22 protein-coding genes and 1 pseudogene are annotated in these 22,512 nt (G+C 39.9%); 5 read left to right on the forward strand and 18 right to left on the reverse strand.

Translation table 11 applies throughout. From position 1 onward, the window contains the following. Positions 1–175 precede the first annotated feature (175 nt). From A374_RS04845 to yneA, 4 genes are all read right to left on the reverse strand, one after another. A complete protein-coding gene (locus tag A374_RS04845; protein WP_007201075.1) occupies positions 176–460 on the reverse strand; it encodes an iron-sulfur cluster biosynthesis family protein in 285 nt (94 codons plus the stop codon). A gap of 98 nt (positions 461–558) precedes the next feature. Then, positions 559–798, reverse strand: a complete 240-nt coding sequence (locus A374_RS04850) for a DUF896 domain-containing protein (RefSeq protein ID WP_007201076.1) — start codon at positions 796–798, stop codon at positions 559–561. Between the two features lie 30 nt (positions 799–828). Beyond that, complete coding sequence (locus tag A374_RS04855) at positions 829–1,497, reverse strand: YneB family resolvase-like protein (RefSeq protein WP_007201077.1); 669 nt, start codon at positions 1,495–1,497, stop codon at positions 829–831. Between the two features lie 7 nt (positions 1,498–1,504). Beyond that, positions 1,505–1,783 carry a cell division suppressor protein YneA gene (gene yneA, locus A374_RS04860; RefSeq protein ID WP_007201078.1) on the reverse strand — a complete coding sequence of 93 codons (279 nt, stop codon included), beginning with the start codon at positions 1,781–1,783 and terminating at the stop codon, positions 1,505–1,507. 155 nt (positions 1,784–1,938) lie between these two features. Here yneA and lexA point away from each other — a divergent pair, with 155 nt between their 5' ends. Both lexA and A374_RS04870 read left to right on the forward strand, forming a co-directional pair. Then, positions 1,939–2,559: a transcriptional repressor LexA gene (gene lexA / locus A374_RS04865; RefSeq protein WP_007201079.1), complete on the forward strand. Its 621-nt coding sequence runs from the start codon at positions 1,939–1,941 to the stop codon at positions 2,557–2,559. Positions 2,560–3,045: 486 nt separating this feature from the next. Further along, the gene (locus tag A374_RS04870) at positions 3,046–3,498 is read left to right on the forward strand and encodes a hypothetical protein (RefSeq protein ID WP_007201080.1); all 453 of its coding nucleotides are present in this window, start codon (positions 3,046–3,048) and stop codon (positions 3,496–3,498) included. Positions 3,499–3,783: 285 nt separating this feature from the next. Here A374_RS04870 and A374_RS21430 read toward each other — a convergent pair whose 3' ends face one another. The 8 genes from A374_RS21430 to A374_RS04905 form a co-directional block, all read right to left on the reverse strand. Then, positions 3,784–3,876 (reverse strand): NUDIX hydrolase, encoded by a 93-nt coding sequence (locus tag A374_RS21430; RefSeq protein WP_420794942.1) that lies wholly within the window; start codon positions 3,874–3,876, stop codon positions 3,784–3,786. 152 nt (positions 3,877–4,028) lie between these two features. Further along, positions 4,029–4,583, reverse strand: coding sequence for a GNAT family N-acetyltransferase (locus A374_RS04875; RefSeq protein ID WP_007201081.1), 555 nt, complete (start codon positions 4,581–4,583; stop codon positions 4,029–4,031). Positions 4,584–4,782: 199 nt separating this feature from the next. Beyond that, positions 4,783–6,117, reverse strand: coding sequence for a type I glutamate--ammonia ligase (gene glnA, locus A374_RS04880; RefSeq protein WP_007201082.1), 1,335 nt, complete (start codon positions 6,115–6,117; stop codon positions 4,783–4,785). A gap of 46 nt (positions 6,118–6,163) precedes the next feature. Then, positions 6,164–6,556: a MerR family transcriptional regulator gene (locus A374_RS04885; RefSeq protein ID WP_007201083.1), complete on the reverse strand. Its 393-nt coding sequence runs from the start codon at positions 6,554–6,556 to the stop codon at positions 6,164–6,166. 152 nt (positions 6,557–6,708) lie between these two features. After that, on the reverse strand, positions 6,709–7,977 hold the full coding sequence (locus A374_RS04890; RefSeq protein WP_007201084.1) for a methionine gamma-lyase family protein: 1,269 nt from the start codon (positions 7,975–7,977) through the stop codon (positions 6,709–6,711). Positions 7,978–7,990: 13 nt separating this feature from the next. Beyond that, a complete protein-coding gene (gene hflX, locus A374_RS04895) occupies positions 7,991–9,223 on the reverse strand; it encodes a GTPase HflX (RefSeq protein WP_007201085.1) in 1,233 nt (410 codons plus the stop codon). A 40-nt stretch (positions 9,224–9,263) separates the two neighbouring features. Beyond that, positions 9,264–10,226 carry a stage V sporulation protein K gene (gene spoVK, locus A374_RS04900; protein ID WP_007201086.1) on the reverse strand — a complete coding sequence of 321 codons (963 nt, stop codon included), beginning with the start codon at positions 10,224–10,226 and terminating at the stop codon, positions 9,264–9,266. Positions 10,227–10,478: 252 nt separating this feature from the next. Continuing rightward, positions 10,479–11,093, reverse strand: coding sequence for a YhcN/YlaJ family sporulation lipoprotein (locus A374_RS04905; RefSeq protein WP_007201087.1), 615 nt, complete (start codon positions 11,091–11,093; stop codon positions 10,479–10,481). 142 nt (positions 11,094–11,235) lie between these two features. Here A374_RS04905 and A374_RS04910 point away from each other — a divergent pair, with 142 nt between their 5' ends. After that, the gene (locus A374_RS04910; RefSeq protein ID WP_007201088.1) at positions 11,236–12,252 is read left to right on the forward strand and encodes a tyrosine-type recombinase/integrase; all 1,017 of its coding nucleotides are present in this window, start codon (positions 11,236–11,238) and stop codon (positions 12,250–12,252) included. Positions 12,253–12,277: 25 nt separating this feature from the next. On the opposite strand, the gene hfq is transcribed toward A374_RS04910, so the two are convergent. The 6 genes from hfq to cotE all read right to left on the reverse strand — a co-directional run bounded on the left by hfq (position 12,278) and on the right by cotE (position 20,908). Then, positions 12,278–12,508, reverse strand: coding sequence for an RNA chaperone Hfq (gene hfq, locus A374_RS04915; RefSeq protein WP_007201089.1), 231 nt, complete (start codon positions 12,506–12,508; stop codon positions 12,278–12,280). Between the two features lie 29 nt (positions 12,509–12,537). After that, complete coding sequence (gene miaA, locus A374_RS04920) at positions 12,538–13,485, reverse strand: tRNA (adenosine(37)-N6)-dimethylallyltransferase MiaA (protein ID WP_007201090.1); 948 nt, start codon at positions 13,483–13,485, stop codon at positions 12,538–12,540. A 227-nt stretch (positions 13,486–13,712) separates the two neighbouring features. Then, the gene (locus tag A374_RS04925) at positions 13,713–15,458 is read right to left on the reverse strand and encodes an MFS transporter (RefSeq protein WP_007201091.1); all 1,746 of its coding nucleotides are present in this window, start codon (positions 15,456–15,458) and stop codon (positions 13,713–13,715) included. A gap of 301 nt (positions 15,459–15,759) precedes the next feature. After that, positions 15,760–17,634, reverse strand: a complete 1,875-nt coding sequence (gene mutL / locus A374_RS04930; protein ID WP_007201092.1) for a DNA mismatch repair endonuclease MutL — start codon at positions 17,632–17,634, stop codon at positions 15,760–15,762. A gap of 15 nt (positions 17,635–17,649) precedes the next feature. Further along, entirely contained in the window at positions 17,650–20,229 is a 2,580-nt protein-coding gene (mutS, locus tag A374_RS04935; RefSeq protein ID WP_007201093.1) for a DNA mismatch repair protein MutS, read from the reverse strand. Between the two features lie 106 nt (positions 20,230–20,335). Beyond that, positions 20,336–20,908, reverse strand: coding sequence for an outer spore coat protein CotE (gene cotE / locus A374_RS04940; RefSeq protein ID WP_007201094.1), 573 nt, complete (start codon positions 20,906–20,908; stop codon positions 20,336–20,338). Between the two features lie 382 nt (positions 20,909–21,290). Here cotE and A374_RS20470 point away from each other — a divergent pair, with 382 nt between their 5' ends. Continuing rightward, on the forward strand, positions 21,291–21,716 hold the full coding sequence (locus A374_RS20470; protein ID WP_007201095.1) for an HTH domain-containing protein: 426 nt from the start codon (positions 21,291–21,293) through the stop codon (positions 21,714–21,716). Between the two features lie 11 nt (positions 21,717–21,727). Further along, a pseudogene (locus A374_RS04950) lies at positions 21,728–22,512 on the forward strand (IS3 family transposase); the annotation flags it as partial.

The raw sequence follows: 22,512 nt of genomic DNA on the forward strand, positions 1-22,512 counted from the left end.
ACTAATCATCCCTTCATCTACAATATGTAAATGTTTTTTACGTTTCAATCATAAACTCATTACATCATGAATACAAGCACAATGCACACAGTTAGCCTTCCAAAAAAAATCAGAATTCATGCACAAAAAAAATCTGTAATATGAACATTTGTTATATTACAGACAGGAGTACCCTCTATAGAACAGCTGGAAACTCAAAAGAAAAGAAATCTTCTTGCTCATCATAATCAAGCATCATATCTTGAACGAACCACTGATCATCTGGACGTACGAAAACCGTTAGTCCTTCATACTCTTGAATGTAATCGTTATCAGTCGGATGCCCTTTTTGCACGCCAATAGCATATCCACCGTGATCAGGACTGCCCGAATACCGTGCAAACAATTGAAGCGCCTCTCCCTCATCAAAATCAATTTGACGATAAAGGCTGATGACTGACTCACTTAATGAAAACGCCATCATTTCCTCTCCTTGCTTTTTGTTATACAACAGTATATACAAAATTCTTAATTTTGCAACAACAAAAAACCCGGTTTTTTCAAACCGGGTTTTGCTCCTTATTGCTTTGGATTTTGTTTGCTTTTTTTACTCTCTTTTAACTTTTTCGGTGTTACATCATTTCCGTTAGGATCCACTACTTTAATGGAATGAAGACGATTTTCAAATGAAGCACGAACATTTTTTAAATACTCTTCACGTAGTTTTTTTTGCTCTAACGTTTCTTCTTTACTTAATCCATCTGTTTTTGCTTTTTTAGCAAGCGCATTGATTCGCGCTAATTTCTCAGGTGTTAACATACTAACTCTCCCTTTATTTAGTTCGTACCGCTATCGTACAGGATTTTCGGGAGACTTTCCACTTTCAGATTCTGTATATTCTTTATAGCGCCGATGAACGGTTGCTTTCGAAGCATCATATCCGAAACCTCGCAGCGCAGCGGCAATGTCAGCAAACGTCATATTTAAAGACCGAAGCCGAACAATTTCTTCAATCGGAAGTTGCTTGCGATCCCGTCCTCCTAGGTGCGTGTTCTTTAAATTATTTTGCGGTTTATAGCCCCGCTTCACGGCTTCTTGCATGCCACGCTTAATTTTTAAATTATGCAATTTGCGCTGATACTCCTCGACAACACCGACAATTTCAAGTACCATCGATTCCGCTTCTGATAACTGATATTCTCCATGATTGGTAAACGTATAAATTTTAATATCACGCTTAACGAGTTCATGTAAAAGGGCAATTTTTGCATTTCCTCGGCCAAGTCGAGTATCATCTGTTACTAAAAGAATATCAAACGCTTTTTCAGTCGCATGTTTCATAAGTTGAAAAATCCCCTCACGATCCATGCTATAACCGCTTTCTTTTTCTCTTATGATCTCCACTACCTCCAGCTGTTCTTCCTGCGCCAATCTAAGCAGTTCCTCTTCCTGTCGCTGTAACGAGAGCGCTTGCGCTTCCTTCTCTGTGCTCACACGACAATAAATAATACATCTCATCTCTTTCTCACCTTTTTCCTTCTGCTTTCACTGGAATAACGAGTTGTTGACCTGGTGTAATTAACTCTGCTTGTACGCCATTATTTTTTTCGACCCATTCTACAAACTGCCATCGAGGTTCTTTACCTTGCTGATATTGCTTGGCAATTCCCCATAGCGAGTCTCCTTTATTAACGGTAATTTTCATATATTTTGTCGAACGATCTGCGTGAACTTGGTATGCGAGCAAACAAAAACCTATCACCATACATGATAGTAGCACAAAAATTTGAGAATTTCTTTTCATCTTTCTCCCGCCTTTGCGAATATTTGTTCCCTTTTTTTATGATTATAATACGAACATTCGTTCTTTTCAACTGTTTTTTCGAACTTATGTTTGTATATAGCGAACGTACATGCTATACTTTTTTTAAGAGTTTTCAGTAAAAAAGAGGTGTAATTATGACGAAACTGTCGAGAAGACAACTTGATATTCTAGATTTTATTAAAGAAGAAGTGAACGCCAAAGGATATCCTCCTTCTGTTCGAGAAATTGGGGAGGCAGTTGGACTTGCTTCAAGTTCAACCGTACATGGACATCTTTCTCGCCTTGAGAAAAAAGGATTAATTCGTCGCGATCCAACAAAACCAAGAGCCATTGAAGTACTCGGTTTAGATAGTGATAGCGTCATTTCTAAATCTCGTTCTGTAAACGTACCCATTATTGGGAAAGTTACCGCTGGATCACCGATTACAGCGATTGAAAATGTCGATGACTACTTTACACTACCTGACCACGTTGTAGGCGATGACAATGTTTTTATGCTCATCGTATCAGGGGAAAGTATGATTGACGCCGGCATATATGACAAAGACCTCGTCGTCGTAAAGCAGCAGCCTACTGCTGAAAATGGTGATATTATCGTAGCCATGACAGATGAAAATGAAGCAACGGTCAAACGTTTCTACAAAGAAAAGGATCATATTCGTCTTCAGCCTGAAAACGTTACTTTGTCTCCAATCATTTTAGATAACGTCACCATTCTCGGAAAAGTGATTGGCGTTTATCGCACCATCCACTAACACCCTAGCTTAAGATGGGGATTTACTTAAAGGGTGCAAAACAGAAAAAAGACAATAGATTCGCAAATGAAATACTGTACTTAAACAAAAGAAGCGTGGCAAATAAGCCACGCTTCTTTTGTCTATTATGATGCTTCTCACCGCTACTACACTGCTATTTACTCCAAGCTATGATTTCATTTAGGAATGAACTAGTATGACAGTAGATTTCTATGACTCTCTTCGATGTAACAACAATTTTTATCTGGAGTGAAACACATTCCCTCATTTTCGCTTCTATCTATAGCATCCATGACTTCATCTCTTTTCATAAAAGGGAACCTATAAGGCTTGAGTTGTTCTTTTCTCCTCATCCATTCAAAGAATTTGATTAGAAGTCACCACTATCTTTTATTAACCCACTAACTAGGGAAATAAAAATTCCAAAATATTTCCATTTGATTTATACTACATTAAAAGGAGGATTCCAGACAAGGAGTAAAAAGCATGTATTTTATACTGAGATTATTCATAGATTTACTATTTGTGGGGTTAATTTTTGGATTTGCGCTTATTTGGAGTAAAACGGAGGAACTAATTGACAAACTTAAACAGAAAGGAGTAAGCCCAACTTTCATTACTTTTTGTCAAACACTCGTAATCATTTGTAGTGAACTATTCATCGTATGGTATTTTTCTAATCGTTTTCATCTATTCTATCTTGATACTCTGTTTTCGTGTTCAATCATCTTTCCCAGCATCATGTGGATTATTACGATTTTCAGCCAATCTTCTACAAACTATATTAATATGACAGAAAAGTTTTACATCGGAACGCATTATGAATCTAAACGAGCGTTGAAAGTTAGTGTTAATCCTTTTACACTCGGCACTTTAATTTTTACGTTGATTGGTATTGTCACCACGTTCTCTTTTTATTATCACTATTTCATTACATAAATGAATGACTCCTTGGCTTTTTTCACCTCAAAAAAAAAGAATAGTAGAGTGATTAAGCAATGAGCGACATGTAATGGAATGCATTTTAACAGGTGTAGTAAAATTACAATCCTAGGAGAGCACTCTAACAGCTACGGAGTGCTCCATTTCGTAGGGATTGAACCTTTAAAGCCACTTCATTCGGTCTTACATCAATAGAAGATCATCGTTTTATAGCTACCCACATGGGGACGTACGTTCCTCTACCTCTATTTTCGTTTGTGTATTCTTCACCTTGTCCCGTTCCTAGCGTACCAGTACCCCTAATTCCTTAAAAGCTTCTCTTTTAGCTCCCGCTTCTGGTGTTTCACCATTCTCAATTCCCCCACCAGGGAACACATAATCAATAGAACCATTCCTACTTCTTTGAATGAGTTAGACTTTCTCATTTTCTATGATGATCACCGAACCTCTATCTCTCATGAATCATCTCTCCTTTTCCATCTTTGACTGAGAATCGATCATCATCGCGTCTAGCAATTGAAACCAGCTCAAAGGGACCATTCTGAATGTAATAGCGAATATTGATATTCGTCAATCCACTTCCCCTTTGACATATAGTTCTGAAGCAAATGGCCTTCGCGTCGAAAGCCAACACGCTCAAGCAAAGCAATAGAATGGTCGTTTCTAACATCTGTAAATGCGATGATCTTGTGTTTTCCTAGCGTCTTAAATACATACGTAAGTAACGCTCTGACGGCTTCACTACCATAGCCCTTTCCTTGGTGCTCGCTAGCGATGGTGAAACCAATTTCCACAATTCTAGGCTCATCCAAAAGGGTATGCAGCGCGCAATCTCCAATCAATTGATTGGTATCTGTTAACGCGACCGCAAACTGAAACCAAGTACCTGGTTGATTGGGTTTATTTTGCACTTGTTTTTCAACAAACTGTTCAGCATCACTGTATTGATAGTTCTCCCACGACTGAAATTTAGCCACTTCAGGCGTAGAACGATACGCATAAAAAGATTCAACATCTCTTTTTGAAAAATGTCGTAGCGTTAACCGATTTGATTGTATATAACTAGGTTCGTTATACTCCATTCTTTTTGCCCACCTTACCATTTCCATTATTTTTCTTGTTCCATCTTTCTATGTTACCTATTTTGTTTCTTTTTAGCTACTTCAGTTCAAAAAATTTGTGGGTGTTTCGTGGGTAAGCATAGTAGAAAAAAAATTTAACAGTTGAGCATAAACACAAATAAAAACCCCTTAACGCTTGACGTTAAAGGGTTTTATCATCTTAGTACATGCTCATGTATTGTTCACGTTCCCACGGATGAACTTGTGTGCGGAACATATCCCATTCGATTTCTTTTGCTTCAATAAAGTGCTCAGCGGCATGCTCGCCGATTGCTTTTAGAAGCACTTCACTTTTCTTTAAGCGTTCAATGGCTTCTTTTAGTGTTGCTGGAAGATCTTTTACGCCTTCTTCTTCACGCTCTTCTTTATCCATCACGTAGATGTTGCGATCAACTGGGGCTGGCGCTTGAAGTTTATTTTTAATACCATCAAGACCGGATGCAAGTAGCGCTGCCATTGCTAAATAAGGATTAGCCGTTGGATCGACACTACGAACCTCTACACGTGTGCTCAAGCCACGGGATGCTGGAATACGAACGAGTGGGCTGCGGTTTTGCATAGACCAAGCAACGTAACATGGTGCTTCATAGCCTGGTACAAGACGTTTGTAAGAGTTTACGGTTGGATTTGTCAATGCCGTGAAATCTTGCGCATGCTTTAAAATTCCTGCTAGGAATTGCATTGCTGTTTCTGATAAACCTGTTTCTGTTTTTTCATCATAAAATACATTTTCACCATTTTTAAAGAGTGACATGTTCGCATGCATGCCCGATCCATTGACACCAAATAGCGGTTTTGCCATAAATGTCGCATGCAAGCCATGCTTACGCGCAATGGTTTTTACAACAAGCTTAAAGGTTTGAATATGATCACACGTCGTAATGGCATCTGCATATTTAAAATCAATTTCATGTTGTCCTGGCGCTACTTCATGGTGAGAAGCTTCAATTTCAAAGCCCATATCTTCTAGTTCGAGAACGATATCACGACGACAATTCTCCCCTAAGTCAGTAGGTGCAAGGTCAAAGTAACCACCTTTATCATTTAACTCTAATGTAGGTTCACCTTTATCATCATTTTTAAATAAGAAGAATTCTGGTTCAGGTCCAATGTTAAAGTCTGTAAATCCTAGTTCTTCCATATCTTTAAGAACGCGTTTTAAAATGCCACGCGGATCACCGATAAATGGTGTGCCATCCGGATTATAAATATCACAAATTAAACGAGCTACTTTTCCTTTTTCTGATGTCCATGGAAAAACAACCCACGTATCTAAATCTGGGTACAATAGCATATCTGATTCTTCAATACGTACAAAGCCTTCAATGGAAGAGCCATCGAACATCATTTTGTTATCTAATGCCTTTTCCAATTGTCCTACAGGAATCTCAACGTTTTTAATAACACCAAGTAAATCTGTGAACTGCAGGCGGATAAAGCGTACGTTCTCTTCTTTTGCAATTTTTCTAATGTTTTCTTTCGTGAACTTAGCCAATGGTTACTCCTCCTAAATAATGTTGGAATTAAGCATTTATTATGGTTTAGTGGAAGAAACGTGAAAGCTCCCCTTGAATGAGCGAGGTTTTCCCAAATCGACCGGCATGCATTAACTCACGCTTTAAGCGACGATGAAGAGCCGCGTCTGATATCGTTTCATTTTTTGCACCTGATTTCAAAAGATTGACGGCTTTTTGATTCATTTCGAAAACTTGTTTGATTCCCGCCAAGTTTACTCCTTGTTCAAGAAGACTTTTGATTTCAAGCAACGTATCCACATCGTTGAAAGAGAACATCCTCCGATTGCCCTCTGTGCGAGCAGGATGGATTAATTGATGTTCCTCATAATAGCGGATTTGACGGGCAGATAACTCCGTAAGCTTCATTACAATACTTATAGGAAACAATGGCTGATTCCGCCTTGTATCGTCATTCATCATGTTGCATTCTCCTTTCAACTTGCTTTTATATTATGTCACAAAACCTCACATGTCAACCTATGTTAGAAAAATTAACATGATTATTTGAAAAATAGGTCCTAAGCACGAAAAAAAGAGTTAGCCGTGAAAAGCTAACTCCTCCTCATACATTACAATGTAATTAATTGGTCACTTATTAAGCGGTCGACAGCGGTTAAAATGGCAATCTTCACATGTTCATACGTTAAGCCACCTTGAACAAAAGCCGTATATGGCGCACGAATTGGGCCATCTGCTGTTAATTCAATGCTCGCTCCTTGGATAAATGTCCCTGCTGCCATAATGACATCATCTTCATAGCCTGGCATATAGGCAGGATAAGGTGTCGCATGCGCATTAATCGGTGAGACCGATTGAATGGCTTGGCAAAACGCAATCATTCGTTGTTTGTCGCCTAGTTTGACGGCTTGAATTAAATCAGTCCGCTTTTCATCCCACGCAGGTTCTGTTGTCATGCCTAACGAGTCAAGAAGTGCTGCTGTAAACACAGCTCCTTTTAACGCTTGCGCGGTCACATGGGGCGCTAAGAAGAAGCCTTGATACATTTCAAGCAGGCTATAAAGTGATGCTCCTGCTTCACTTCCGATTCCTGGCGTTGTTAAGCGATACGCACAGCGTTCGACGAGCGCTTGCTTTCCAACAATGTAGCCACCCGTTTTAGCTAAACCGCCTCCTGGGTTCTTGATTAGCGAGCCTGCCATTAAGTCAGCGCCCACATCACACGGTTCTAGTTCTTCAACAAATTCACCGTAGCAATTATCTACGAAAACAACGAGTTCAGGATTGATCTTTTTCACAAAAGCAATCATTTCTTTAATTTCATCTATACAAAATGATTTACGCTCACCGTACCCTTTGGAACGTTGAATGCCGATCATTTTTGTTTCTGGCTTAATTTGCCGAGCTACTTCATCAAAATCCACGCCACCTGTTGCCGCTAACGCTACATGTTGATAGGTAATATTGTATTCTTTTAAAGAACCAATACCGGAACCCGTGATGCCGACAATTTCTTGAAGCGTATCATATGGCTTGCCTGTAATGTACAATAACTCATCACCTGGGCGCAATACGCCAAAAAGGGCGGTTGAAATCGCATGTGTACCGGAAATAAGCTGCGGACGAACGAGCCCCGCCTCCGCTCCAAAAACGGATGCATACACTTTTTCTAACGTATCACGTCCGGCATCGTCGTAACCGTATCCGGTCGATGGCGTAAAATGAAAATCGCTCACTTGATGTGCTTTAAAGCTATTCAACACCTTAAGCTGGTTGTATTCAGCGGTTGCTTGAATATTTTTATGTTGCTCTGTTATTTTCTCTTCGGTTTGCTGCGCAAGCGATCGCAATGCGTCGGCGTTTTGAAACTGTGAAAACATAGTAGTACTCCTTTTAGTGTAATTTCATAGAGGATGGAGCGTAGCCTTTGCATTCATAGCTACCACTCTCTTCGTCAAACTGTTGATACGTAAGGAGCGTATGACTCCGCAAAAGTGCCAGCTTGCGACCATCAGATGCTGAAACATAAATATGATAGTAGTGGAGCTGTTCTTTTAGTTTTTCTTCTAGAAGCTGTTTTACTTTCTTAATATCTTGCTCGTTAATTGCACTAATGGCAAAAGCTTCAGGGGGGACAAAAGGCCCTGTCCCTTTATCACGTTTATTGTAAAGCGTAACCATCGGCAGATGTGACGCCTTTAGTTCTTTTAAAATGGAATGAACCGTTTGTTCGTGTTGCTCACGATCAAGCGCTGAACCATCCACAACATGAAGTAGCAAATCCGCTTCTTTTGCCTCTTCTAACGTCGAACGAAACGCTGCAATTAAGGACGTTGGTAAGTCTTGAATAAAGCCCACCGTATCACTTACAAGCACCTGAAAACCACTTGGAAGCTTCATTTTACGCGTCAGCGGATCGAGCGTAGCAAACAATAGATTTTCTTCATAACTATCCGCTTCTGTTAATCCGTTAAATAAGGTAGATTTACCTGCATTCGTATAGCCAACGAGCGCTACTTGGATGCTTTGGTTTTCCTTACGGCGTTCCCGATAGCGATCGCGGTGATGAACGATATCTTGCAACTGATGTTTAATTTCGGTAATGCGTGAACGAATGTGACGACGGTCTTTTTCAAGTTTTGTTTCTCCAGGTCCCCTCGTTCCAATTCCCGCGCCAAGCCGTGAAAGGGAAACACCCATTCCGGAAAGTCGCGGTAATAAATATTGCAGTTGCGCTAGTTCCACTTGAAGCTTTCCTTCACGCGATTGCGCACGCGTAGCGAAAATATCAAGAATTAGCTGCGTGCGATCGATCACTAATACATCAAAAAAACGAGAAAGATTTCGATTTTGGGCAGGCGTTAACTCATCATTAAACACGATAATATCTGCTTCTAGCTCTTCTTGTAATGCTTTAATTTCCTCAATTTTACCTTTTCCAATAAACGTTGATGCATCATAGCGTTCACGTTTTTGGGTAACCGTTACAACGGCCGTTCCGTTTGCGGTTTTAATGAGCGATTGAAGCTCTTCCATCGAATAAAAAAAGCGCTCATCAGACTGCCGTGGCAATTGGCAGCCAACGAGAATAGCCTTTTCATTTGGAACATGAATGATTTCTTCCAAATAACCTACCTGCTTTCTAACTCATGATACCTCTATCATATCAAATCCCAAGTTTTTCTTCCAGATGGAGGTCATCCGCGGTTAACGTCATTAATGATTTTTTATCTGTTTTTTCTTCTTTCAACAAACGAACCGATTGTTTGCGAACTGTTTTTTCAATAATATTGCGAATGTATCGCCCATTGCTAAAGCCTTTTTCTCCATTGGAACACACTTTTTGTAAATGTTGTTTTAAGCGCCACTCTAAATCTTTTGAAAGTAAATATTGCCGTTCCGCAATCATGCGCCGAGCAATTTCCATCAACTCTTCCACTGAATAATCAGGAAAGGTAACAATCGTCGGAAACCGTGACGGCAACCCAGGATTCAATTCAAGAAATTTTTCCATTTCCTTTGAATAGCCTGCTAAAATTAAAATAAAGTCGTGCTGTTGATCTTCCATTGCTTTTACAAGCGTATCAATGGCTTCCTTACCAAAATCTTTTTCTCCCCCGCGCGCTAACGAATACGCCTCATCAATAAACAAAATGCCACCCATTGCTTTTTTTAAGAGATCACGTGTTTTTTGGGCGGTGTGGCCGATATATTCACCTACAAGATCTGCGCGCTCTACTTCAATTAAATGACCTTTAGATAGTACATTCATTTCATGAAATAGGCGCCCTAAAAGTCGAGCTACCGTTGTTTTACCTGTTCCAGGATTTCCTTTAAACATCATGTGCAATACTTGCTTTTCTACTTTTAACCCTTGACTTTCTCGACATTTATTCACATAAATCCATGCATAAACCTCTTTTACAAAACTTTTTAGCTCCTCCATGCCGACTAACGTTGCCATCTCTTGTTCCATTTTTTTTAACGGTAAATGCTTTTCAAGTGCTGCCGCTTTCGATTTTGACACGGGCGCCGCCTTCTCTATTCGTTCGGTAACCCCTTTTTCTTGTTCTTGATTTAAAATAATATTAATTTGCGTTTTCTTCTTAAATGTCATGGAATCATGCAAGAGATTCACCTCTTTTTTTGCGATCTTAAATACTATACTCATGACATTGATGATGGTGACACATGCCTACCATATCGCCTCATTCTATACTATTGACTATCGTCCCTATTTATACTGTCTCTCTTACAGGATCAAGCAATTTCTTTTCCTTGCTTATGTAACGATTTGTCGAAAAATAGCATGAAAAAAGAGAGTACAGTTTGTAACACTGCCTCTCCCTTTACTCTCTTTATAACGTTTGCTTTGTCGACGTTATATGCTCAATTTGTCAGTTTCTGCGCTTATCCGGGAAATAAATGAAGAAGGTTGCTTTGAATTTTCCGGTTGATTTCCCGGTTGTTGCATTGGTTTTTCCCTGATTCTTTTCACTTGATTCGGTAGTGGTTGGATTTTTCCAATTAATACACCTAATTGATTATGATAGTGAGCATTGCGCGGACTTGCCTTTACACCTCGATAGATCTGTTTCAGTTGTGCTAGTTGCTCTGGATTGATTGTAATGGCCGCATTGGCACCATGAGCATTACCTTGAATAGCCCGATAAATACGCAATCGAAAAGCTTCCTGTGCTGCTTTTGTTTTAACAGGTTTTTTAGGTTGAACGCCTACGACCGTATAAATGCCACTAACAATCACAACGCTGCTTTTCACACCATCTACTGTTTGTACAAGATGCGCAAGGTCCCGCGCATTTTTTCGTTCATAAGCAAATGGCTTTAAATTCGGTAAATCACTTTGTTCATTTGGAAGGTGTTTCATATTTACATTCGTCGGGCGACGATAATTTTTTTCATGTTCTAGACTTTTTTCTGAACTACAGCCTACTAGAAATGCAATAGCCATGAACGTGCTCATCATTCGTTTCATAGAAATATCATCCCTTCTATTGTTCAACACGCTTAGTGTTCTTTTCTCTACTTTGGTTTATACATTGGGAAGAACACTATGTTTCTTGGTATAATGTAACAAACAACTCACATATATCCTTATAAGGAAAGGACGTGATCCTTTGTTACCTTTTGATGCTGACTGTGTTCCCCCCTATATGAAGGATTATTTAGCGTCGCTTCATGCGAAAGGGCGCAGAGAAAGTACGATTAAACGTTATTTCTATGACTTAAATGATGTAGCAGCTTGGATGCGCGTCGTAAAAGGAGATGACTCCTTTTTCGTCTATGAACGATTGACGACGGATGAGGTACAATCCTATTTTGATTTTCTAACGAACGAACGCGCGTATTCGATGAGAACACTCAAGCGCGTTTTAACGGTTGCCAAACAAATGGAACAGTTTTACGTAGAACGCAACAAGTTATCCTACAATCGTGCGAAACAGGTTCAGTTGCATCAGGAAGAGATTACGCCATTTGAAACGTTAGATTTTGTCTCGGATCAAGAATTAGCGCAATTAAAAGACATTATTACTTCCGAAGAAGGGTTAACTGAAAATCAGCAAAAATATCGACATTTACTCATGGAGCGTAACTTATCCATTTTTACTTTATTAGCTCAATACGGGCTCACCTTACAAGAAATAACGAGTATTAAAATGCGACACATTAACTTCGTCCATCATGAGTTAGCCGTCTATAGCAACGGACAACGATCGCGCATCTTACCTCTAACAAAGGCCGATCATCAGCTTCTCTATTCGTATTGGGAGAACATTCCTTCACCCGTCCGGCCTGCCCTTTATTCTGGCGATGCTTTTTTTGTGGCCTTTGATTACCAACGCGGCACCTATCGTTGGGTTTATTCAGATCATGCGCCAAAACCATTAACAGAAATTGCTGTGCAAAAAATGATGCGGCTAGAAGTAGAGCGCGGCGGTCTTCGTAAAGGAATATCCGCTCAACATTTACGAAGGACGTGTATTTTAAAGCAATTGCAAGCAGGGGAAGCTTATGAAACCGTGCAATCATGGTTTGGGTTTAAGACACCGCTTAGCTTAAATCGATTCATTGCCTATTTAGAACAAGAACAACTGCAATCTGTAGACACTAAAAAAGCAACAACTCCCTTCTGATAAAGGGGTTGTTGCTTTCTTCCATCTATTGTTGTTCAGCCGAAAGCTCTACCGGCCGATGAGGCGTAAATGTAGAAATGGCATGCTTATAAATTAAGTGTTGCTTTCCGTCTGATTCTAGGATGACCGTAAAGTTATCGAATCCTTTGACCAGCCCTTTCAACTGAAAGCCATTGAGCAAATAAACGGTAATATAAATATTTTCCCGACGTAACTGATTTAAAAATTGGTCCTGGATATTTATCCCTTGCTTCATGTATACAGTCCTCCTCATTTGCCATTATGTTATTCATTCGACAAAGAGGCACGTTTTCCTTCTGTAAAAGACTGGATTTCCTTAAATTCTTTTTGAAAATCTAACGATGTCATATCAAACCAGTTCATATTCATTTGATTGCGAAACCACGTATATTGCCGTTTTGCATAACGTCTTGAATTTTGTTTTAATTGAGCAATCGCCTCTTCATAAGAAACATCCCCTTTGAAGTAGGCGTACATTTCTTTGTAGCCAATAGCCTGAACCGATTGACAATCAATGACGCCAGCTTCATACAACGCTTTTGCCTCTTGAACCAAGCCACGCTCTACCATAAGATCAACCCGCTCATTAATGCGTTGATACAATAAGTCCCGCTCCATTTCTAACCCAATTAGTATGGGCTTATAAAGCATTTCCTCTGGCTGTTGATCTGCTAAAACCTCTGTCATTGTTTGTTTCGTAATATGATATATTTCCAGGGCACGAATGACGCGTCTTACGTTATTAGGATGAATACGCTCGGCACTTTTGGGATCACGTTCCAACAGAAGTGCATGAACAGCCTCATTTCCTTTTTCAGCAGCCATCTGTTCTAGTTGCATGCGATATGCTTTATCTTCCTTTGCTTCTGAAAACGCATAGTTGGAGATTGCTGCCCGAATGTATAAGCCCGTTCCCCCAACAATAATCGGCACTTTACCACGTGATGAAATATCAGCAATGCATGCGCGTGCAAGCGTTTGAAACTCGGAGGCCGAAAAGGATTCGGTTGGCTCTTTTATATCAAGTAAATGGTGAGGAATACCCTCCATCTCTTCTTTCGTTACTTTAGCCGTTCCAATATCCATCGTTCGATAAACTTGCATGGAATCACCACTAATGATTTCCCCATGTAATGCTTTCGCAAGTTCAATGCCTGTTTTTGTTTTTCCGACCGCAGTAGGCCCAGCAACAACAATAACTTCTTCTTTCATAACGTCTCCAATCCTATTCTCCACCTGTTCGGGAGACTCCGTTAATTTCTCTGAGTGTATACTCACTTAGTGTTTACAAAGAAAAAGTCCTTTATAACGGTTAGGCACTAGCATTGCCACGACCATTCACAAAGGACCCTATTTCTTTTAGACTACACTAAAAAAAAGGGAGTAACAATAAAAAACACAAAAAACTTACTACGAAAAGGCTAGGTACTTGTTATCCATTATTGACCTGAGTCTCTAGCTACATTTTGTTGCACTTGCTTTACCTTGCCTCTTCTAAATAAAACGATACTGATACAGGCAGAAAGGAACACGAACGGTGTTGCCATTTTATAAAGATCCGCAAATCCTTCAGCCATTTTGTTTTCAGCATAGTTTGATACATCATGACGGAACGACTCTATTTGTTTTTTTAGCTTTTCATTTTTACGATCTACTGCAAAAGTCACTTCTTTTTCAACTTGTTGTCTCGCCTCATTACGCCTTGAGAGTGGTAGTTTTTTTAATTGTATGTCAACATTTTCTTTAATGATCTGATCCCGCTGTCCTGATGTTAGCGTGGTCTCTTTTTGAGAAAAAGCCGTATTCTTAGTAAGGCTAGGGTCGCTCAATTTTTTTTGCACATGATCGATCATACGCGCCTTTACGGATGGTTCCACTTCTAACGATTCCACTTGTTTTTTTGCATAAAGCAAACTATCGGCTTGTTTAGTATGTAAGTTATTTGTAAGGGTAGAAACAAAAATGGCAATCGCTAAGGCGATTCCGACCTGACGAAACATGGAAAGAACGGATTGTGATGCAGTAAGTAATTCTCCTTCAAAGGAGGAGGCACCAAGGGTAGTGACGGGTCCGACAATTAATCCATACCCTGTTCCTAACAATAAGCAAACGATGATGATGCTTACCATTGAAGCGCTTACTGCAAGGTCTTTTAGCAAAACATAAGCCCCTGTCATACATAAAAATCCTATAAAGAATACGGTCGCATTGCCTACTTTTCGTATAAGTCCCCCGGCTATTGGCGCCATGAAAAAAATCATAACAAAAATCGGCGTAATAAGCAGCGCGGCATTTAATTCACTTTTACCTTGCATCTTCGTTAGAAACGTTGGAAGTAACACGTTAACACCAATTAAAAATACATTGCATAGTATCAGTGTAGTAGCTGCACCCACAAATGTACGATCCTTAAATAAGGTTAAATTAATCATCGGGGTTTTTACTTTCCGCTCCGTAATGATGAATAAAAGGAAGGAAACGAAACTGCTAACATAACAGAATATTGAATAGGAATCTGTCCATCCCCACGTGTTTCCTTTGACTAACACTAAAGTGAGACAAAAAATTGATATGCTGCAAAGCAACACGCCTAACCAATCAATTTTTGTACGTACTCGTTCTTCATTTTTTAAATTTAATAAGAAATAACCTAGAACAATAGCAAGGATGCAGATTGGAACATTGATTGTAAATACCCATCTCCAGCCAAGGGCTTCCGTAATCATTCCTCCAACAATCGGACCAATCGCCGCAGATAAGCCTTGTGTTACGCCTAATAACGTCAATGCAATCCCACGTTTTTCAATCGGTACAGCTGACACCCCAATAATCATAGCCGTTGGAAAAATAATGGCCGCTCCAATACTTTGAATAAAACGGGCAATGATTAAATAGTCTCCACTTGATGCTAGACCACAAAGTAAAGAAGCTCCACCAAATAGGAGTAATCCCAACATATAAATTTTACCCTTACCTACTATTTCGGCCATTCTCCCTAGTGGAATGGATAACACAGCAATGGTAATTGTATAAACATTAAGCACCCAGGAAAGCTTTTCTAATGATGTTCCTAAGTCTGTTTGTATAGCAGGCAAAGCAATGTTCATAATGGTCGTATCTAACATGCAAAGAAAAATACCTATGCACATTAAGAAAACAATCTTCATACCTTTCGATTGCTTCATTGTTCTTTTCTCTCCATTCTTTCTTAATTGTTGCAAATTCTCTAAAACCATAGAATTGTAAACACTCAACATACGGTAAGAAAGGACCTTCAACTGTTATAAAAGTAGCATAAAAGATTATGTAAGAACAAGAAAAATTTAACAAAAAGGTTTTAAAAGTGGTTAATTAAAGAAGTGAAGTGAACGGTGCGTAGTAGGTAAAATGCCTTTATAAATGATCCGTACTTTAGGTAAAAAAACAGGCTGCCATTCGCCATGTATGTTGGTCGAACGCAGCCTAAAGAAGTTTTTTAAATGCTTACTACATTACTCGTTTGAACATTTTCTGAAGTTCATATGTAGAAAAATGAACAATAATCGGGCGGCCATGCGGACATGTGAACGGATCTTCGGAGCGACGAAGTGTTTCTAAGAGGGTAAACATCCCATCTTCTGTTAAATGATGATTAGCTTTAATAGAACCTTTACAAGACATCATAATGGCTGATTTTTCACGTAGTTTCTTAATATCTGTACGCTTTTCCTGTAAAACTTGCGCGATAATTTCTTCAATCGTTTCTTGTTCGTATCCTTTTGGAAACCATTGTGGGTGCGACCTAACAATATACGAATGCGTACCAAAGTGCTCTAAAAACACGCCAACTTGTTGTAATAAAGCTTGGTGCTCTTCTAAAATAAGCCATTCTTTATGTGTGACTTCAAAGGTCATTGGGACGAGTAAATCTTGTACTTCAGACGCAATGTCGCCGACTTTTTCACGAAAATATTCATACTTAATTCGCTCTTGAGCAGCGTGTTGATCAATTAAATACATGCCTTGATCATTTTGAGCAATAATGTACGTGCCATGCACTTGCCCGACAGGATAGAGTACAGGTACCTTTTGGGTTGTGGCAGGCTCCATTCTATGCTCTTGCTGAGCGGGCTCATGCATCATTACTTCGCTTGAAACCTCATTTTCCGGTTCCTCACAAACTACTTCTTGAGCTCGTTCCTCTTTTACCGTCTCGATTTCTTCTGAGACGATGGTTGTATACGAAGGCTCGCTACGTAGTAAAAAGACTTGGTGGTCATCTTCTTTAGGACGATCGGCTATATCAGCCGCTTGAAAAGAATGCTCTAAACTTAATGCTGCTTGTTCACTATAGAGCGACTCACGCTTTTCTTGTTTCAACGGTTCTGGAATAAGCTTAAGTTGACGCAAAACCTGTTTCACAGCATCTTCAACGAGTGCTGTTAGCTCTGGTTCTTTACTTAAGCGCGCCTCTAATTTAGATGGATGAACATTCACATCGATAATCGAAGGATCCATCGTAATGGAAAGCACTGCAATAGGATACCGACCAATAGGCAACAAGGTATGATAGGCTTGCACAAGTGCTTTTTGTACAGCATAGTTTTTAATGTAGCGACCATTCATAAAAAAAGACATATAATTGCGTGAGGCCCTTGTTACTTCAGGTTTTACAACAAAGCCCTCAATGCTATAATCAAGCGACTGTCCTGAAACAGCAACCATTTGCTTGGCCGTACTCATGCCATAGACAGCCGCAATTACTTGTAATAGATTTCCATTACCATTCGTATGAAGCATTTCTTTGCCATTATGCTTTAAGCGAAACGAAATATGAGGATGACCTAAGGCAAGTCGATTCACCACATCTGAAATATTGCCTAGCTCCGTGTGAATCGTTTTCATATGTTTTAAACGAGCAGGCGTATTATAGAAAAGAGCTGATACGGTAATTTCCGTCCCTTTTCTAGCATTAGCTCGTTCAAGCTGTTGTACACGCCCATTTACGATTTTCATAGCTGTTCCTGGACCGTTGCCTGTCCCTGTCTTCATATCAACATGAGAAACGGACGCAATGGACGGCAATGCCTCACCACGAAAGCCCATCGTACGTATTTGAAATAAATCTTGTTCGTCTTTAATTTTGGAGGTCGCATGGCGACTAAATGCTAATTCGCAATCTTCCGGCTCAATTCCTGAGCCGTTATCAAGAATACGAATGGAAGAGAGCCCTCCTTCTTCTAGTTCAATCTCGATTCGAGTTGACTTGGCGTCAATCGCATTTTCGACAAGTTCTTTCACGACGGAAGCAGGACGCTCAACTACTTCCCCAGCTGCAATTTTATTTGATAAATGGTCATCTAGCTGGATAATTTGTCCCAACACTTCCACGCTCCTTTATTTCAATTTCTTTTGTAAAGCATATAGTGCATTCATCGCATCTAGCGGTGTCATGTCTAACACATTCATGCTTCGTAACATGTCTTCAACTTCCGAAGGCTTTTCAATCTCCACCTTCTTTTCACTCTGTTCTTCTGTAAATAAGGTCAGCTGTGTATCTGCAAGCGCGGCGGCAGTTTCTTGCTGAGCGCTTGGACGATCTTCATTTGCTTCAAACACAGTTAAAATGTCCTTTGCGCGGTTAATAACAACTGCCGGCAATTGTGCAAGCTGTGCTACGTGTATACCAAAGCTACGGTCGGCCTGGCCATCAATTACTTTGTGTAAAAAGACTAAGCGCCCTTCCTCTTCTACCGCTGAAACAAATACATTTTGCAATGATGGCAGCATTTCTGCTAACACCGTTAACTCATGATAGTGCGTTGAAAAGAGCGTTTTCGCCCCAATTTCGTGATGAATATATTCAATAATCGCTTGAGCTAGTGCCATTCCATCATAAGTAGACGTGCCGCGCCCTATTTCATCAAGCAATAGTAAACTATGCTTCGTCGCTTTATTAAGCGCATAATTCGTTTCAAGCATTTCTACCATAAATGTACTTTGGCCACCGACTAAGTCATCTGCAGCTCCAATGCGTGTGAAGATTTGATCAAACAATGGTAATTCTGCTTCATCAGCAGGTACAAAGCAACCAATTTGCATCATAATCACCGTCAATGCTAATTGACGCATATACGTACTTTTTCCTGCCATATTCGGTCCCGTTATAAGCAGCATCGAACGTGCTTCATGAAGGGAGAAGTCGTTTGGCACGTATTCTTGAGAATCTAGCACTTTTTCGACGACCGGATGACGTCCGTTGACAATTGATACAGTACCCCGCTCAGAAATCACAGGTTTTACGTAATGCTGTTCATCACTAATCACCGCAAATCCTTGCAGTACATCAATGGCACTCACCTGACTTGCTAACTGCTGCAAGGATTGGATGTATTGCTTCACATGCTCACGAAGTTGCAAAAAAAGCTCATATTCTAGCGAGACCATTTTTTCTTCGGCTTCTAAAATTAATCGCTCTTTTTCTTTAAGCTCTGGTGTCACATAACGCTCCGCATTAGCTAACGTTTGCTTGCGCTCGTAACGTCCTTGAGGAATTGCGTGTAAATTGCTTTTCGTCACTTCAATAAAATAACCAAAAATGCGGTTATAACCAATTTTCAAAGATTTAATGCCTGTAGCTTGGCGCTCCTGTTGTTCAAGAGCAGCAATCCATGCTTTACCGTTCACACTTGCATCGCGATAACGATCGAGCGCTTCATGATAGCCGACTTTAATAAGTCCACCTTCTTTAATCGAAAGAGGCGGATCTTCATGCAACGCTTCGTCTAAAAACTCACAGAGTGATTCATGGCAATCTAAATTTTGAGCAACGCGCTCACTAAATGCACTACGCAAACGAGAGATAATCTCTTTGATTTTCGGCATACACGTTAGCGTTACTTTTAACTGTACTAAATCGCGCGCCGTAACAGAGCCAAATGAAACTTTCCCTGCTAATCGTTCTAAATCATATACATTTTTCAAAGCATCACGTAGCTCTTCACGAATAAAAAATTCGCTCATTAATTCTTCAACAACGTGTAAACGCTCTTCAATGTGTTCTTTTATATATAACGGTTGTTCCATCCATTGCTTTAACTTACGACTGCCCATTCCAGTTACCGTTCGATCTAATAACCAAAGCAGTGAGCCTTTTTTGCCTTTTAAACGATTCGTTTCGGTTAGCTCTAAGTTTCGTTTTGAAAAACTATCTATCTTCATAAACTCTTCATTTTTTTGCATCGCCAGTGGCTGGATATGCTCAAGTGAACGTTTTTGAGTGTGTACTAAATAAGAAAACAATCGACCGCTTGCTGCCGTCACTAAAGGATGTGCACTATTAGCCATACTACCAACAAACGATGCTGGAACAGTATGTTCCTCTTGAATCGATGCAATGACTTGTTGACGGATACGAAGCGGCTCGGCAAGCTGATCATATAGTTGCGAGGAGACGACAACTTCTCGTACTTCTAGTGCCTGTAGCTCTTGAAGTATACTATCAACATCGCCGTTGTATAAATAGCCTCGGAGCTCACCTGTAGACAAGTCATTTAACACAATGCTAAATGCTGTTCCTTCGTGAGCAACTCCAGCAATAAAGTTATTCTCGCTTTCTTTTAATAAAGTTTGATCCATTACCGTTCCTGGCGTGATAATTTGAATGACTTCGCGCTTCACCACACCTTTTGTTGCTTTTGGATCTTCTACTTGCTCACAAATCGCTACTTTATAACCCATTTCTACTAGTTGTTTAATATAATTGGGAGCCGAGTGATGTGGGACACCACACATCGGGATGCGGTCTTTTGATCCCCCATCACGACTCGTTAATGTTATTTCTAAAAGCTGTGATGCACGTTTTGCATCTTCAAAAAACATTTCATAAAAATCACCAAGGCGGAAAAACAAAAAAGCATCTCGATGTTTTTCTTTTATTGTTAAATACTGCTGAATCATCGGCGTATATTGGGACATTCTCTCACCTAATCTCACATACTATTTTTCAATAGTTCATTATAGCATACTCCCCCTCTTATAAACGAAAAAAAGCAAGGAAGAAGATGTCTTCTTCCTTGCTTTTTTATTCATCCAGTTCTCCCATGAAAAACTGATCGATATCATCTACGTCTTGATCATCCAGTTCATATTCCCAATTTTTATCTTGCCATTCGTTAGGTGGACCACTGCGATTCACATATACACATACTTTCGTCTCACCAATGACATCACAAACAAATTCTCGTTCACATTGAATGACCATTCTACTTCCATTTGGAGAGATTGTTGCTTCAAGCGTATTCGGCGATTGAATGCAGCGAGCAGCAATTTCATAATGTTTGCCCGTTGCATTTAAATCTTTCGTACTCAACGCAATCTCATCTTTGTACTTCACCGTTTCGGTCACAACTTCTGTCTTTGTGTTGTTGTTATACGAGTACCAAATGTTAATGTCATACTGTCCTTCCACATCGACCTTGTCATCGCTTCGTTTGGCAGCATTATAGGAATGATTAATAATCCAGCTTCCAAGGATGCTTGTCGGTCTATGGTTTGGAGTGATCGTATGAGACGATTGAGAGAATTTACGACCTTTGCCGCATACAGCTTTGCAAATAATCTCTCGATAATTCAGTTCTTGATCTATGCTTGACATAGACTTAACCCCTCCTCTTCCAATCTTCAATTCATCGTATGCAGGGCGAATGACTAGTGTGCAAAAAGTGCAAAAAAGAAATCACATACTTTAGTTTATGTCAGCCGCCCAAATGGTGACCTGTTTTTCAAAAAAAAATATAAAAAAACAAGGAATACGGTACGTGAAATCTTGAAACAGGTTGTACATCTCTGCTTTTATTTTAGAATTGCATCCTTTTTATACTTTTTTACCTATAAAAAAAGTCTTCATCCATTTTGATTGAACTGTATCCCGAATAATGGACACTTATAAAAAAGTCCCTTATTCGGGATTTTTGTGTGCTTGCACAAAAGATCCTCGTTATAATGAAAGGAACAAAGATGTACGGGGAGAGAGTAGAATGAGTAAAAGAACGTTTACAGCCTTTGAGCTGAAGCAATTAGAGAATAACCCAAATGTAGCCCATGTGACGGAACGTGCCATCACGTATTCGCCGGCTTTTAAAGTTCGTGCTGTGAAAGAAAATCTTGCTGGAAAAGGGCCACAACGGATTTTTATCGACAACGGATTTGATCTGCAAATGATTGGTCTCGATAAACCTACGCAATGCTTAAAGCGTTGGCGAAAGACGTATGAACTTCATGGAGAAGTAGGACTAGAAACAGAACTACGCGGAAAAGGCAGCACAGGACGCCCTTCTGCAAAGGAACAAACGGTAGAAGAACGACTGAAAAAGGCAGAAGCTCGTATTGCCTTTCTTGAAACAGAAAATGATTTCTTAAAAAAGCTGGAAGAACTCGAAAGGCAGGCGAAGAAACGAAAGTAACAAGAGGGGAACGCTTTACACTCATTGAAGCAACCATTCGTCATCATGGGTTAAAACGTATGGTATCGTACCTTTGTCAACTAGCAGACGTGAAACGAAAAAGTTATTATGCGTGGCTAAAGGCTGAAAAGAAGCGAAGAGAGAAAGAAATTCAGGACGAACAGGACGTGGAGCTCATCCGTGAAATCCATGATCAACACAACAAGAAAGTAGGCGGACGTTTCATTAAAATGGTACTAGAACAGCAATATGAGATCATGATGAATCTTAAGAAAATCTACCGCCTGATGAAAGCGTACGGAATGTACACCCTGAAAAGACGCGTGAACCCCTACCGTAAGATGGCACAAGCAACGCAAGAACATCGCACCTGCAAGAATAAGCTCAACCGTGCATTTGTTCAACCGGAACCTGGAATGGCTTTACTCACAGATATTACGTATTTGTATTTACAAAGTGGAAAACCTGCTTACTTGTCTTGTGTGAAAGACGCTACAACAAAAGAACTGTTAGCCTATTACCTCTCCTCTTCTTTAAAAATGGACATTGTCTATCAAACATTGCGTCGGTTAGATGAGGCATTGGAGGGTAACATTCACCCGGAAGCTCTTTTACATTCGGATCAAGGGATGCATTATACGCATCCGGAATATAGCCGCCGCGTAAAAGAAATGGGCTTTACCCAATCGATGTCTCGCAAAGGAAACTGTTGGGATAATGCCCCTATGGAATCATTCTTTGGACATATGAAGGACGAAATTGATGCCTCTTCCTGTAAGACGATAGAAGAGCTGCA

This window comes from Fictibacillus macauensis ZFHKF-1, from assembly GCF_000269865.1.
Classification (GTDB): domain Bacteria; phylum Bacillota; class Bacilli; order Bacillales; family Fictibacillaceae; genus Fictibacillus_C; species Fictibacillus_C macauensis.

Bases quoted from the DNA above. Each gene is read 5' to 3' on its own strand.
- A374_RS04875 (WP_007201081.1), bottom strand. From the start codon at position 4,583: ATGGAGTATAACGAACCTAGTTATATACAATCAAATCGGTTAACGCTA.
- lexA (WP_007201079.1), top strand. From the start codon at position 1,939: ATGACGAAACTGTCGAGAAGACAACTTGATATTCTAGATTTTATTAAA.
- yneA (WP_007201078.1), bottom strand. From the start codon at position 1,783: ATGAAAAGAAATTCTCAAATTTTTGTGCTACTATCATGTATGGTGATA.
- A374_RS04870 (WP_007201080.1), top strand. From the start codon at position 3,046: ATGTATTTTATACTGAGATTATTCATAGATTTACTATTTGTGGGGTTA.
- A374_RS04850 (WP_007201076.1), bottom strand. From the start codon at position 798: ATGTTAACACCTGAGAAATTAGCGCGAATCAATGCGCTTGCTAAAAAA.
- A374_RS04845 (WP_007201075.1), bottom strand. From the start codon at position 460: ATGGCGTTTTCATTAAGTGAGTCAGTCATCAGCCTTTATCGTCAAATT.
- A374_RS04855 (WP_007201077.1), bottom strand. From the start codon at position 1,497: ATGAGATGTATTATTTATTGTCGTGTGAGCACAGAGAAGGAAGCGCAA.
- miaA (WP_007201090.1), bottom strand. From the start codon at position 13,485: ATGAAAGAAGAAGTTATTGTTGTTGCTGGGCCTACTGCGGTCGGAAAA.
- mutS (WP_007201093.1), bottom strand. From the start codon at position 20,229: ATGTCCCAATATACGCCGATGATTCAGCAGTATTTAACAATAAAAGAA.
- A374_RS04925 (WP_007201091.1), bottom strand. From the start codon at position 15,458: ATGAAGCAATCGAAAGGTATGAAGATTGTTTTCTTAATGTGCATAGGT.
- A374_RS04905 (WP_007201087.1), bottom strand. From the start codon at position 11,093: ATGAAACGAATGATGAGCACGTTCATGGCTATTGCATTTCTAGTAGGC.
- cotE (WP_007201094.1), bottom strand. From the start codon at position 20,908: ATGTCAAGCATAGATCAAGAACTGAATTATCGAGAGATTATTTGCAAA.
- A374_RS04885 (WP_007201083.1), bottom strand. From the start codon at position 6,556: ATGAATGACGATACAAGGCGGAATCAGCCATTGTTTCCTATAAGTATT.
- A374_RS04890 (WP_007201084.1), bottom strand. From the start codon at position 7,977: ATGTTTTCACAGTTTCAAAACGCCGACGCATTGCGATCGCTTGCGCAG.
- hfq (WP_007201089.1), bottom strand. From the start codon at position 12,508: ATGAAGCAAGGGATAAATATCCAGGACCAATTTTTAAATCAGTTACGT.
- A374_RS20470 (WP_007201095.1), top strand. From the start codon at position 21,291: ATGAGTAAAAGAACGTTTACAGCCTTTGAGCTGAAGCAATTAGAGAAT.